Annotated in this window: 12 protein-coding genes; 7 read left to right on the forward strand and 5 right to left on the reverse strand. The window is 47.7% G+C overall.

The genetic code is table 11. The features are described 5' to 3' along the window. Positions 1–3: 3 nt before the first annotated feature. The 3 genes from WMO65_RS09735 to WMO65_RS26540 form a co-directional block, all read right to left on the reverse strand. Positions 4–246 (reverse strand): helix-turn-helix transcriptional regulator, encoded by a 243-nt coding sequence (locus WMO65_RS09735; RefSeq protein ID WP_033142627.1) that lies wholly within the window; start codon positions 244–246, stop codon positions 4–6. Positions 247–360: 114 nt separating this feature from the next. Beyond that, a complete protein-coding gene (locus WMO65_RS09740) occupies positions 361–1,755 on the reverse strand; it encodes an ATP-binding protein (RefSeq protein WP_148391992.1) in 1,395 nt (464 codons plus the stop codon). Between the two features lie 129 nt (positions 1,756–1,884). Further along, complete coding sequence (locus tag WMO65_RS26540) at positions 1,885–1,998, reverse strand: DUF6783 domain-containing protein (RefSeq protein ID WP_353963995.1); 114 nt, start codon at positions 1,996–1,998, stop codon at positions 1,885–1,887. A gap of 47 nt (positions 1,999–2,045) precedes the next feature. On the opposite strand from WMO65_RS26540, the gene WMO65_RS09745 reads away from it, so the two are divergent. The 6 genes from WMO65_RS09745 (at position 2,046) to WMO65_RS09770 (ending at position 9,300) form a co-directional block, all read left to right on the forward strand. Then, a complete protein-coding gene (locus tag WMO65_RS09745; RefSeq protein ID WP_033142628.1) occupies positions 2,046–3,542 on the forward strand; it encodes a sensor histidine kinase in 1,497 nt (498 codons plus the stop codon). Beyond that, positions 3,535–4,224 carry a response regulator transcription factor gene (locus tag WMO65_RS09750; protein WP_033142629.1) on the forward strand — a complete coding sequence of 230 codons (690 nt, stop codon included), beginning with the start codon at positions 3,535–3,537 and terminating at the stop codon, positions 4,222–4,224. Before WMO65_RS09745 ends, WMO65_RS09750 begins: the two co-directional genes overlap by 8 nt. A 295-nt stretch (positions 4,225–4,519) precedes the next feature. Beyond that, positions 4,520–5,392 (forward strand): hypothetical protein, encoded by an 873-nt coding sequence (locus tag WMO65_RS09755; protein WP_148391991.1) that lies wholly within the window; start codon positions 4,520–4,522, stop codon positions 5,390–5,392. Between the two features lie 310 nt (positions 5,393–5,702). After that, on the forward strand, positions 5,703–6,620 hold the full coding sequence (locus tag WMO65_RS09760) for an ABC transporter permease subunit (RefSeq protein WP_033141246.1): 918 nt from the start codon (positions 5,703–5,705) through the stop codon (positions 6,618–6,620). A 9-nt stretch (positions 6,621–6,629) separates the two neighbouring features. Further along, positions 6,630–7,502 (forward strand): carbohydrate ABC transporter permease, encoded by an 873-nt coding sequence (locus tag WMO65_RS09765; RefSeq protein WP_033141245.1) that lies wholly within the window; start codon positions 6,630–6,632, stop codon positions 7,500–7,502. A gap of 37 nt (positions 7,503–7,539) precedes the next feature. Then, positions 7,540–9,300, forward strand: a complete 1,761-nt coding sequence (locus WMO65_RS09770) for a type 2 periplasmic-binding domain-containing protein (RefSeq protein ID WP_148391990.1) — start codon at positions 7,540–7,542, stop codon at positions 9,298–9,300. A 90-nt stretch (positions 9,301–9,390) separates the two neighbouring features. On the opposite strand, the gene WMO65_RS09775 is transcribed toward WMO65_RS09770, so the two are convergent. Next, a complete protein-coding gene (locus WMO65_RS09775) occupies positions 9,391–11,238 on the reverse strand; it encodes a cache domain-containing sensor histidine kinase (RefSeq protein ID WP_148391989.1) in 1,848 nt (615 codons plus the stop codon). A gap of 14 nt (positions 11,239–11,252) precedes the next feature. Next, the gene (locus tag WMO65_RS09780) at positions 11,253–12,842 is read right to left on the reverse strand and encodes a response regulator transcription factor (protein ID WP_187370558.1); all 1,590 of its coding nucleotides are present in this window, start codon (positions 12,840–12,842) and stop codon (positions 11,253–11,255) included. Between the two features lie 155 nt (positions 12,843–12,997). On the opposite strand from WMO65_RS09780, the gene WMO65_RS09785 reads away from it, so the two are divergent. Further along, on the forward strand, positions 12,998–14,017 hold the full coding sequence (locus WMO65_RS09785) for a Gfo/Idh/MocA family oxidoreductase (RefSeq protein WP_148391987.1): 1,020 nt from the start codon (positions 12,998–13,000) through the stop codon (positions 14,015–14,017). Positions 14,018–14,023: the final 6 nt, after the last annotated feature.

A 14,023-nucleotide genomic window follows, 5' to 3' on the forward strand; every position in this document is an offset into this window, starting at 1 on the left:
CTGCTATTGCTGCTGCTCACGGAAATTGAACAGGTCTCTGGGCTGTATGTCCAGTGCATCTGCAATATCAAACAGACTTTCCAGGGAAAGGGATGTTTTGATCCTGGGCGCTTCGATATTACTGATGTGTGTACGGCTCAGACCAACGGCATTTGCAAGCTGTAATTGTGTGAGCCCTTTCAGTTTTCGGTAATACGATATAGTCAGTCCCAGTTCCCGAAACTGGCGTTCTCTTTTCTCGTCCATTTCTGCCGTGTCTCCTTTTTTCTTTTAGTATATCCAAAAGGAAACTTGATAAAAACTAACTGATAATTGACATTTATATCGTAAAAATTGTCATGTGCATCTATTTTACCAATTTTAGCAGATATCTGGTGTGCAGACAACGGCATCTGCCCGGGTACACATCTGTTCCAGTGTAAAGACTTTCACAGTGTCCCCGAAGATGGTTTCCATGCCGGAGACAAAGTCGGATTTGGCAAACAGGCAGTACCAGATTGTACTGTGCGGGAACAGCCCGGCATGTTTTTGAAGACCCTGCAGGCCCTCCAGATCGATCCACTGGTCTGTCCAGAAACAGTCTCCCAGAAGCATGTTGCTGTCATCCGAGGCAGCGATGGGGACGTACTCGGTGCGTTTTCTGGTGGGATGCTGTCCCCACCAGCTTCCCGCGTGGTCATAGGGGAAAGGAGCCTCTCCCAGACAGGCGAGAAGATCCAGATACTGCCTGCAGATATCCTCAAAGGTCTCTTTGGAGTAGCTGTCCAGGGCAGGGAGTATTTCCTTTTCAAATACATCTCTTCCGCACCCGAGTTCAATGGCGCTGCGGTGAGGCGCGGCAAAGGTATACCAGAAGCGGAATACGCCGTCAGCGATGCGGTAAAGCGTCCTGCGGCTTCCCGCGTCTTCCGTGACGGGAATGATCTTATCCACCAGACCAAGCAGGTCCAGGGTATTCATAAGACTTCCCGCGGCGCTTGGGGTCAGTTCTGTCCGCTCGCAGATCTCGTGGAGCTTGCGCCTTTTTGCGCCGAGACACAGAAGGGCAGAGTGGGCCAGTTCCGGCTCGGACAGATGTACTTTTAAAAACTTGGTGGGACGTCGGTAAAAGGCACCTTCCTCCGTGAAAAATAACTGATACAGATTCTCCTGAAATGGCCTGCCATTGACAAAGTAGGCCAGATAGCCGGGCACGCCTCCCGTAATGCCGAATATACAGATTTGCTGTTCTATGGGCAGATGGCGGAAGAGCTGCCGCGTCTCAAAGAAAGTAAAGGGCTTTAAGAGCAGTGGATTGGCAGCCTGGGTGCTTTCTTTTTCGTACAGGGAAGCAGGTTTACATAAAATTACAAAAAGTTTGGAAGTTTTCCACTCTTTTGTCATATAAGACTGGATCAATGTGGATAGTCTGCGGTTTTTATTGATGAGATGTGGAAAATCGTCAATAATAAAGAGCAGAGGTTCCTCTTTGGCGGATCTTCCTATGGTGCGGAACAGTTCCGCGAATCTTTTGGCAGCTTTCAGTTTTTCCAGAGCACCAAGCACACGGATAGCCTCTTCCTTCAGGGCCAGGAAGTTTTCACGGTCCGTAGTCTCCAGGGGTTTGAAATACAGGGTGCGTTTTCCGGCTGAAAATTGTCTGAGAAGAGTGGTCTTTCCCATACCGGCGTCACAGTAGAGGGAGGCGGACTGAAAGCAGTTCTGCCCGTACAGTTCATTTAATTTTGCGAGATGGTTATCTTTATCTAAAAACATAGTTTCTCCTCGGTGGGTCCTGCGGTCTGGCCGCTTTTCCTGTTGATTATATTTTAGAAGGTGTTTCAGGTAAAGTCAAAGGATTTTGCAGGGTTTTTTATAGAAAGTTTAGATTTGATTCACTTTTGTTTAGAAGAAAATGCAGCAAATTATGCTATAATATTTACCAGAAGACATTATGCCCGTTTTAGAGCGTGTTTGAAAATTGCTTTCGGCAAGCTGTGCGCCACAGTTTGTCGGAATGAATTTTCAAACACGCTCTAGGGCAGAGGACAGAAAGGTGCCGGAACATGAAATTAAAGACAAGGATTATCGTTTCTTTTTTCATCATCATACTGGAGCCTCTGCTGTTTACCGGTGTGGCGTTCTGGGGTTTCAGCCAGTATCAGCTCAAGGCCATAGAAAAGCAGTATGGAATTGAGAATGCCACATATGAAAGCCTGACCAACACGGCAGAGGTGATCAACAGCATGACGAGCGGCGCTATCGGCCGGTTGTCGGAGGCAGCCAAGGAATCTCCCAAAGATTTGGAAAATATCGAATATCTGGATTCCATTAACAAGGAATTGGAGCAGGTACACTCCTATCTTATTGTGCGGGAAGATGATAAAATAAGATATATAGGATGTGATCCCTACCCGTCGGAGCTTATCAGCAGGCTGCCGGATTACAAGGATGACAGCGGTGACAGCAGCGATGGTTTTTATCTGGGAGGCAAGATAAAGGCGCTGGTTAAGCAAATTGACTTTGAGACCAGCGAGCACGGAAAAGGCAGTCTTTTTGTGGTTTCCAGTGTGTTTAAAACGCTGCCGCAGATAGAGGAGCTGATTCGGAATATGCTGGCAGCCGTGGTGATCATCCTCACGGTTACGGCCCTGGGGCTTACCTGGTGGATTTACAGGGGCGTTATCTCACCCCTTGATAAGCTGCGGACAGCGACCCAGAAGATCAAGGAAGGGAACCTGGACTTCTCTATTGCCAGCGAGGGTGTGAATGAGATATCTGATCTGTGCCAGGATTTTGAGGCCATGAGGCAGAGACTGAAGGAGAACGCTGAGGAGAAGCTGGAGTTTGACAAGGATAATAAGGAACTGATCAGCAATATTTCCCATGATTTGAAGACACCGATCACTGCCATCAAGGGATATGTGGAAGGAATCATGGATGGCGTGGCAAATACACCGGAAAAGATGGACAGATATATCCATACAATCTATAATAAAGCTAATGACATGGACAGACTGATCAATGAACTGACGTTCTACTCCAAAATGGATACCAACAGGATACCCTACACCTTCAATAAGATTTCTGTGACGGAATTTTTTGATGATTGTGCAGAGGAGCTGGATTCTGAGCTGGAATCCAAGTCCGTACAGTTCCAGTATTCCAATTATGTGGGACCTGAGGTGCTTGTCATTGCCGATGCGGAGCAGATTAAAAGGGTTATAAACAATATTGTGAGCAACTCCCTCAAATACATGGGCAGCAGCAGAGAGCGGAGGATCAACCTGCGGGTGAAGGACGTAGGGGATTTTGTCCAGGTGGAGATTGAGGACAACGGAAAAGGAATCGCAGCGAAAGACCTGCCCAATATTTTTGACAGGTTTTACCGTACGGATGCTTCCAGAAATTCTTCTAAGGGAGGAAGCGGCATTGGCCTCTCAATAGTCAAGAAGATCATGGAGGATCACGGAGGCAAGGTCTGGGCAACGAGCAAGGAGAATATCGGAACGGTTATGTACTTCGTTCTTAGAAAATACCAGGAGGTACCGATGAATGAGTAAGATATTAATTATTGAAGACGAGGAGGCAATTGCCGACCTTGAAAAGGATTACCTGGAGCTGAGCGGCTTTGAGGTGGAGATTGAGCACCGCGGTGACGTGGGGCTTAAGAAGGCGCTGGAGGGAAATTATGATCTGTTCATTCTGGACCTGATGCTTCCGGAAGTGGACGGATTTGAGATCTGCCGTGAGATCAGGAATGTAAAGAACAATCCGGTGATCATGGTCTCCGCCAAAAAGGACGATATTGATAAGATCCGCGGTCTGGGTCTGGGAGCGGATGACTATATGACAAAACCGTTCAGTCCCAGTGAGCTGGTTGCCAGAGTGAAAGCACATCTGGCCAGATATGAGAGACTGATCGGTACAGGTGTGCAGGAGAATGACATTATTGAGATCCGCGGCCTGAAGATTGACAAGACGGCAAGGCGTGTGTGGATCAACGGTGAGGAGAAGAATTTTACAACCAAGGAGTTTGATCTGCTTACCTTTCTGGCACAGAATCCCAACCGGGTATTTACCAAGGATGAGCTGTTCAAGGAAATCTGGGCCATGGAGTCCATCGGTGATATTGCCACAGTGACAGTGCATATTAAGAAGATTCGTGAAAAGATTGAATTTAATACGGCGAAACCGCAGTATATTGAGACCATATGGGGTGTTGGATACCGGTTTAAGGTGTGAGAGGATTTGAGGATAGCAGTTGTGAGTTTTATGCACTGCTATCCTTTTTTACTGCCTGTTGAAAGGAACCTTTCTCTGTGATATACTGAATACACTTATGATTTATCAGTTCATAAGTTCTGCTTTTCGGCCGAGAGGCTGTCAAATGGGGAGTTCCCCCGAATTTACCAAATCAAAATAAAATAAGGGCCGTTTTTCAGGGGAAGGTCTTGAATAATCTATAGGTTTTTTCTATACTATAAAATATAGAAGCAAGTCTTCCTTAGGTCATATGGCCTGTAAAAGGAGGGCATTTATGGCAGCAAAAGAGAACCAGAAGTACAAAAACAGTGTATTTGTGGATTTGTTTTTCAAGGATGAATCTGCGGAGAAAAATGAGATTTCACTTTACAATGCACTGCATGACGAACCCCTTCCGGAGGGGACGAAAGTCCGGAAGATCAGAGTGGATGATGTGCTTTATATGAATTTCTGCAATGACGTATCCTTTGGTATTGAGGATAAGGTAATGGTGTTTGGCGAACACCAGTCAACGATCAATGAGAACATGCCGCTGCGGGAACTGCTGTATATAGGAAGGGCCTTAGAACAGATTGTTCCGGTGCGTGACCGGTACAGAAAAAAGACGGTAAAGATTCCGACCCCTGAGTTTTATACCTTTTATAATGGGAAGGACCCCTGGGCAAAGGAGAAGATGCTGTACCTCTCGGATGCATATGTGCAGAAGGAGGATACCCATTCCCCCATGCTGGAACTCTGTGTGAAGGTCATCAATATCAATCCGGAGCAGGGCCATGAGATCCTTGACAGGTGCAGCATACTGAGGGAGTACAGCGAATTTGTAGAGATTCTAAGAAAACACCAGCAGACAGGCAGCTCTGATGCATACAAAAATGCCGTAGAGGAATGTATGAAGGCAGGAATACTGACCGATTATCTGAAAAAGAAAGGCAGTGAGGTGGTAAATATGCTGATAGCAGAGTACGATTATGATTTGGATGTGGAAGTACAGCGTGAAGAAGCTTATGCGGCTGGAAGACAGGAGACGCTGAAGGAATTAGTAAAGAGAAAGCTGGAAAAAGGAAAATCCATAGATGTAATTGCGGAAGAACTGGAGGAAACCACGGAGGAAATCGCCAGGATCATCAAGAGTATGCAGGAGGCATGAGATATGGCCCCCGAGACATTTCTATAAAAGAAACCATTTCTTCCCCTGCGTGATCACTGCAGGGGAAACACCTTTCATGTGATCAGTTCTGATATTATAAATCAATAAATTTCCTAAAAATCATAAAAATCCCCTATATTTCTAATCCTCATAATGATTTATTTTCCGTTTTAACGGCCCCTCTTTTTTTATATACGAATTTTCTCCGGAAAATCATAATTCTCTCCATTGAGACACCCCCTTTCGGACAATATAATAGAACCATCAACAAGAGATACGAATCCGGAGCGTATAAAATAAGAGAGGAGGAATGAAAGTGGGAAAATTTAGGGCTGGAAAGATAAAACCAAAGTACAGGCTTTTTTTCATGGCCCTGCCCTTCATAATCTTTGTATTTGCATTTGCTTATGTACCTATATTTGGCTGGATGTATGGCTTCTTTGATTATAAGCCGGGACTGGCGCTTAGTGATATGGAGTTTGTGGGACTTAAGAACTTTATGAAAATCTTCACTGATTGGAGAGATCTGTCGAGAGTCCTGCGCAATACGCTGGTTATGAGCGGTCTGGGACTGCTTGCGGCACCGATACCCATGTTTTTTGCAATATTTTTAAATGAGATACGGAGGCCGTTTTTTAAAAAATTTGTACAGACGACAACCACACTGCCTTACTTCATCAGCTGGATCATTGTATTTGCGCTGAGCTTTGCCGTGTTCTCCAATGAGGGTCTGATCGCCAATATCCTGAAGATGATGGGGTCAACAAAGGCTTTCACCAATATTCTGGGAGAAAACGACGCGGTATGGTGTATGCAGTGGGTACTGGGAATCTGGAAATCCGTTGGATGGAATGGAATCATCTACATAGCAGCCATCGCCGGTATCGACGCGGAACTCTATGAGGCTGCCAGAGTGGACGGTGCGAGCAGGTTCCAGCTTATCAGGAATATTACGATTCCAAGTCTGTATCCTACATTTTTTGTACTGCTGCTGCTGAGTATCAGTAATCTGCTGAATAACGGATTTGACCAGTATTTTGTATTCTTCAACCCACTGGTTGCGGACAGGATCGAGGTTCTCGATTATTATGTGTATAAAGTAGGTATCCTGATCAATGATTATTCTTATTCAACCGTACTGGGTATGCTGAAGACACTGTTCAGTGTGGCTATGTTGTTTGGGGCAAATCAGCTTTCAAAAAAAGTCAGGGGCGAGTCGATCGTATAGGAGGAAGAAATGAAACAGAAATTTACAGTATTTGACGCAATCAACTACCTGTTGTTTATCCTGATCACGATTGTCTGTATCTACCCGTTCTACTATGTGGTCATATATTCCATAAGCAATCCGGAACTGGCATCAAAGGTAGTTCTGCTGCCGAAGGGATTTTCCCTCCAGACGTATAAGACGCTTTTTTCTCTGAATAATATTGTGGGAGCTTTTGGAATCTCTGTGGCGAGAACGTTTTTAGGGACTGCGCTTACCGTGGTGTGTACGTCATTTCTGGCGTACCTGGTGACAAAGCAGGAGATGTTTGCAAGAAAATTTGTTTACCGCTTTTTTGTTATCACAATGTATATCAATGCCGGACTGATTCCCTGGTATCTGACCATGAGGGCATACGGGCTGAAGGATAACTTCCTGCTTTACATTCTGCCCACAGCAGTTTCCGCATATTATATGATTCTGATAAAAACGTATATGGAGTCTCTGCCGATTTCCATGGAGGAATCAGCAAGGATTGACGGGGCCGGCTATTTCAGGATATTCCGCTCCATTATCTTTCCGCTGTGCAAGCCAATCGTGGCAACCATTGCCATCTATGCTGCGGTAGCGCAGTGGAATAACTGGACAGACAATTACTTTCTGGTAAATGATGAAAATTTACAGACAATGCAGATGATACTTTACAACTATATCAACCAGGCCCAGAATGTGGCAAATGTATCTTCACAGACTATGGCCGACACTGCAAACGCTGTAAAGATAACGCCGATGGCGATTAAAATGTGTATTACGGTGATCGCAACCGTACCAATTATGTGTGTATATCCATTTCTGCAGAAACACTTTGTAAAGGGAATCATGATGGGGGCAGTGAAGGGATGAGTACAGCAGGAAAAATACAGGTTTAAGGAGAATGAGTATGAAAAAAAGAATGAAGAGACTTACCGCATTATTTTTGAGCACAGCCATGGCAGTGTCCATGCTTGCAGGATGCGGCAGCAAAGACGAAGCGAAGAAAGACGCAGGGGAAAAAACAGAGAAACAGGAGGAGGGAAAGGACAGCAGCAGCGGCGGTGAGGTGGAGATCACCTTCTGGGATAAAGATGCTCTGGAGACAGGACCTCAGAATACCACCATCGCAGACGCTATAGCTGAGAAGACAGGGGTACGCCTGAATGTCATCAACGGTGACGCCCAGAAGTTCAAAGTGCTTCTGGCCGGCGGTGACCTTCCGGGCATAGTGAACAGCAATTACGGGGATCTGGGTGTGGATGCCCAGGCACTCTTACAGAGCGGACAGCTCCTTGCTCTGGATGATCTGATCGAGGAACATGCACCGAACATCAAAGAGAAATTCGCGGATGCCATTGAATACTCCAAAGAATTTCTGAGCAATGACGGGAAACTGTATTATCTTCCTGTCCAGATCAACAAGGCCACGGACACAAAAGTGGTGGACCGCTCAGGTGCCAATCTTGCCCTCTATACAAGATATGATCTGTACAAAGAGATCGGTTCCCCGGAGATTAAGAGCACAGATGACTATCTGGAAGCTTTAAAGGCTATGCAGGATGCAGAACCGGAGACAGAAAACGGCAATAAGACCTATGCCATCTCAGGATGGAGTGACTGGGGCCTCTGGATGTGGACCATTCCTTATCAGGCTATGTCAGGCGTTACAAACTGGTCCTACGGCATGTGCTATGACATGGTAAATAAAGAGCCGCTGGCAACCTACTATTCCGAGCCGTTCTGGAACTGCATGGAATTCTACAACAAAGCATACAACATGGGAATCCTGGACCCGGAAATCTTCACACAGAAATACGATAACTATATGGACAAGCTGAAAAACGGACAGACCTTTGTGACCTATGCAAACTGGCTGTACAATACGGCGAATGACGCTTACGCGGCAGCCGGAACCCCGGAAAAGGGCTTTGAGATCGTGCCCACCGGCCTGGATTATATGTACGGTGCCTATGAGGGCGACAAACCTTTCGGATGGGCACAGGATTATCCGCTGGCACTGACAAAGAACTGTGAAGACCCGGTAAAAGCCATTGAGATGATTGATTATCTGTTCAGCGAAGAAGGCGCAAGGCTTTTAAACAGCGGTGTTGAGGGGGTTCACTGGGAAGTAGTGGACAGTGTTCCGCAGATGACAAAAGAGTACCGCGACGGCGTGGCTGCAAATGCCACTTATGCACAGAGTGAAGGCTTTGCCTATACAAAACTTTCTGGCCTCAGCTCCAGCCAGATCTTATCTGACGGATATCCGGCCAGTCTGTTAAAAGCTGCCGAGGAAGTTAAAAAATCCACCACCAAGATTGACGAGATCTTCATTGCAGACAGCGGTGTTGCTGATGCCAAGTATCCGGGACAGGTGATCGAATCCAAGATCGCATCCGGTGAATATAAGCTGAGTACAGAAGTGGACCTGACACCAAACCTGATCAAGGAACCTTCTGATGAGACAAAGAATCTGTCCGCCCAGGTGGATGAGTATGTGAAGGTTGGAGTGGCTGATGTGATCATGTCAGACCCCAAAGACTTTGACGCCAAGAAAGATGCGTTTATCCAGTCTGTGGAGGATAAAGGATATGCGGATGTGGTGAAAGAGATGGAAGGTATCTGGTCCGAAGCACAGAAGACAGCAAAAGAATTTGCAGACAAATAAAGGACGCTTCCGAAGATAAACACGTACTCGTACGGAGAAGGCGCTGCCCGGGAGTGTGCTTTGACACACTCCGGTACGGGCGGCGCCTTTTTATACCCTTTCGGTAACATTTACAAGAGTCAGTGTGACAGAAGTCCCGCGTCCCGGAGCAGATGCAACGGTAAGCCCGCAGGCATTGCCGTACTGGAGTTTGATGCGGCGGTTGGTGTTCAGGATACCGATACCGATGCCCTGGGGCAGGGAGGCCCGGTCCAGGGGTTTGGTGCAGTCCTCATTGGAGGCCAGAAGTTCCTGAAGAACCTGCAGTCTGTCCGGATCGATGCCGAGGCCGTTGTCGGTGAGGACAAGGAAGATCGTGTTGTCCTCCCTGTGCCCGGTAAGGGTGATGGTGTTCTTTACCTCCGGGGATGGATTCTGATGGGATATGGCGTTCTCCAGCAGTGGCTGCAGGATGAATTTCGGCATCAGGCAGGGCAGGATGGAGGGATCGATTTCCGACGTAAAATCAATAGGTGTTCCTGTCCGGTAATTCATGATGCGCAGGTAGTTTTTCAGATAGTTCAGTTCATCGCTGAGGGGCCAGGTGGTCTTGGTGTTTCGGAACAGAGGCTGCAGCAGATTGCCCAGAGCGGTCACACAGTCAGCCACATTTGTGGCCTTGCTGACGATAGCCATCCATTTGATCGTGTTCAGAGTATTGTAGAGAAAATGAGGGCTGAGCTGGTTCTGCAGGTTCTGTACTGCCAGTTCGTGGCGTTCCTCCTGTATGATCTCATTTTCATCTATCAGATGCTGGATGTTCCGGGACATCTGGTTGAACTGGTCAGTCAGGAATTTAAAGTCCGAGGATTTGGCAGCCTCCATTCTGACTCCAATCTGCCCGCTTCCCATGGTCTTCATGGCAGCGATCAGGCTGTTGAGCGGTTTGGTGATGGCGTATATCCAGAACATGCTGATGATCAGAGCCAGGACCAGGAACACGGCCAGCAGAGTGATGATCATGACCTTTAACTGATGGATATTCTCAAACAGGATCTCATAGGGCATCTCATAGACAATGGAAAGCCCGTAATGCTCATAGGGATAATAGATGATCTGATTGTTCTTGTTCAGAAGATCGTTGTCCCCCAGAGACAGGGTAAGATGCACGGTATTGTCCGTATCCAGCGGACTGGTCACAGCCTTTGTGCCGATCAGTTCCTTGTTCTCAGCGGAGATGACAAGGTCGTGGGCATCCAGCAGCAGGCTTTCCCCTGATACGTTTTTCTTGTCATCGTGATACAGGGAACGGAGGTAGGACTCGCGGATATTGATGACTACATAGCCGGAGGTCTGTCCCGCAGTCTGAAGCCTTCTGCCCAGAGTGATGTAACGGGTGTCCATCTTAGAGGAATACGTTCCTCCGAAGAAATCGCTGTATCGCAGGCCGCCGCATACGATCGGCCCGCCTTTCTCCTCCAGGTCCTTTTTCAGTTGGGTCTCATAGAAAGAGCCGGTCAGGCTGCTGTCAAAATTAAAATAATTTTTATTATCGCTGGAACCGATGATGAGGCCGTTGTCACCGTAATAGACAATGGAATGTATGTAATCGTAGCTTGTCATCATCTCGGAAAAGTAGTCGTACACATCGTTGATGAACTGGACATCGTCCGGGGAGCTGATCTGGTCCAGCTTCATTTCCTCTGAGAAGTAGGAGGATACCAGGATATTCCTGCTCACAGTATTGACCGTATTCAGCACAGTGGTCAGATTGACCTCAAGCTGGGACAGAGAACTGAGCGTGGCTTTTTCCGACTGCTGCAGAAGCGTGGTGGATGTATAGCGGTAAAAAAACAGGGCAAACAGCAGAAGGATAAAAACACTGGTGAGCATAAAGGACAGGATCAGTTTTGATTTCAGCTTCAGGCTGATGGCTTTGTCTTTCAGCAGTCGGAACATGGACAGGTACTCCTTTACTCATTGGATGTGGTGAAAACACAGGACTTTTTGTATTCATTGGGTGTCTTGCCGGTGAACTTCTTGAAGGTCTTTCCATAATATCCCTCATCGGAAAAGCCGCATGCGTAGGCAATCTCATAGGATTTCATGGAAGTATTCTGCAGAAGCTTCATGGATTTTTCTATGCGGTAACGGTTCAGATACTCTAAAAAGGAAGTCCCCAGTTCTTTTTTGAAGATGCTGCTGAAGTAATTGGGGCTCAGTCCCACAAGGCCGGAGACTTCGTTCAGGGTGATCTGACGGTGGTAATTATTCTGAAGGAACTGCAGTGCCTGGAGGATTTCCCGGCTGCAGGACATACGTTCCCGGGACAGTTTTTCCAGCTTCTGCGCGTGTGCCACAAACTGTTCCAGCATCTCGTAATAATTCTTGCAGGCAGAGAGCGCCTGCAGAAAATCGCGCACCCACAGATAGGAGTCGCCGTCACCGGGACCCTGGTTGTGCAGGTAGACGATATAGCTGTCGTAGAAGATGTTCAGCACGGCTTTGGATGAGAATTCTTTCTTTAACTGCTCCTCCAGGGGCTGTAAAAGGAAACCGGAGGTGAACCCCGGGTCCATAAAGGCGTTCAGTGTATGTCTGGTCCGTGTCAGCAGTGTCTGGCACAGGGAAGTCTTCCAGGAACTGTCATAGTGGTTCACTGAGCCGGGAAAGAGAAAGAATTCCTGCTCATCCAGCAGAAGGCACTGCTGATACAGCACCCGCAGCCGGGAAAGGTCCTGTGTCATCTCGCTGATACAAAAATGCGGCGTCACATTAAAATAGTTTTTCAAAACCGTCATGATCTCACTCAGCACCCCTGAGATCAGATGGAAGGAACGCGTCTCTTTCTCGTTGTGGAAGAGAAGCAGATAGCGGGAGCCTGAGACATGGACTACAAGTCCGGAACCGCTTTTTGCCAGGATCTCGTTGATGATATTCAAAAGAGAGAACTGAATAAGCTGTCCGTGGCTGTCCTGGTATAAGTCCTGGAGCTGTTCGTACTGGTCAACCACCATCAGTGCGGTTACCAGGTCATGGGGATGGATGGTGACAGAATATTCCCTCAGGGTGGACAGGCACTCGGACAGGGAAGGGACATTGTATGTAAGATGGCTCAGCAGACTGTGTTCCAGGACATCATAGAGATTGACGGGAGCCATGGAACTGCCTTTGGTTTTTGTGACTTTATCAAGAGTCTGACAGGCGTTTTCCAGAACCTCTTCCATCTCCTCTGTGGTCATGGTGAGTTTCAGGATATAGCCGCTGACACCAAGCCGGATCGCCTCCCTTGCCAGGGAAAAGTCGTCCAGACAGGATAGAATAATGATCTCCGTGGGGCTCCCGGTATCACGGATTTTGCGGATAAGTTCAATGCCGTCCATAAAGGGCATTTTAATGTCAGTGAGCACCAGATCGGGCTGATGCTTCCGGTAAAGCTCCCAGGCAGTCTGCCCGTCGGCTGCCTCATCCACTACATACATATTGAATTTTTCCCAGTCGATGGATGCGCGTATGCCGGTCCGCACCAGCATCTCATCCTCAGCGATCAGTACCTTATACATGTGTAAATTCCCCCGTATTTCTTTTCTCAGAAATGATATGGCAGCCATGCGGGGATAGACCTGCATGGCTGCGTGATATCTTTAGTATATCAAGAATCGGGAAAATAACAAGCGTTAAAACAAAGGAAATAAATAGGAAGACAGGAGTAAATACAATGAAAAACGGAAAAGTCAGTTTAGGTTTGATAGGCGCTGGCAGGGCAGGAATGATCCATGCCAGAAATTTCAGGGCCGCTGTGCCGAATGCAGCGCTGGCCGCAGTGGCGGACCCCTGCAGGGAAAATGTGCAGGCAGCGCTTCAGGAACTGGAGATAGAGAAAGGATATGAGGACTACAGGGAACTGCTGAAGGATGAGGAGATTGACGCGGTGATCATCGTCACTCCCACCAAGTACCACTGTGAGATCGCCGTGGAGGCAGCCAGGGCGGGAAAACATATCCTCTGCGAGAAGCCCATGGCGATGACGGTGGAGGAGTGTGAGATCATGGAGGAGGCCGCTGCCCGATACCATGTGAAGCTTCAGGTGGCCTTTATGAGACGGTTTGACAGTGCCTTTATGGAGGCCAGAAGCGTTGTGGACGCAGGGGATATCGGCGATGTTGTCATGGTCCGGTCCAATACCAGAGGTCCCAGCATACCGAAGCCCTGGATGTATGACATCAGCAAGAGCAACGGCCCTCTGGCGGAGGTGAACAGCCATGATATTGACACCCTGCGCTGGTTTACGGGAAGTGAGTTCAAGACGGTCTATGCCATGGGCGGCAATTACCGCTGCCCGGACGCGAGAGCGGAATTCCCGGATTTCTATGACAATGTCATCCTGTCCGCAGGGTTTGAAAACGGTATGCAGGGTATGATAGACGGAGCACAGGGCGTTCTGTACGGCTATGATGCCAGGGTGGAGATCCTGGGGACCAGGGGATGCATTTTCCTGGGAAAGACACAGGAAAGGCCCATCACGGTGTGCCGCAGTGATATGCACAGATACGAATCTTTTACCAACAGCTGGAAGTTCCTGTTCAAGGATGCCTATCTGGAGGAGGATATGGATTTTGTGGACTGTATCCTCACAGACAGGGAGCCTAAGGTGACAGGGCATGACGGCAAGATGGCAGTGAAGGTAGTGAACGCGGGAAATCTTTCGATCACCTCCGGCAAGATCATCACATTATAACAGGGA

The organism is Blautia caccae, from assembly GCF_040095955.1.
GTDB classification, from domain to species: domain Bacteria; phylum Bacillota; class Clostridia; order Lachnospirales; family Lachnospiraceae; genus Blautia; species Blautia celeris.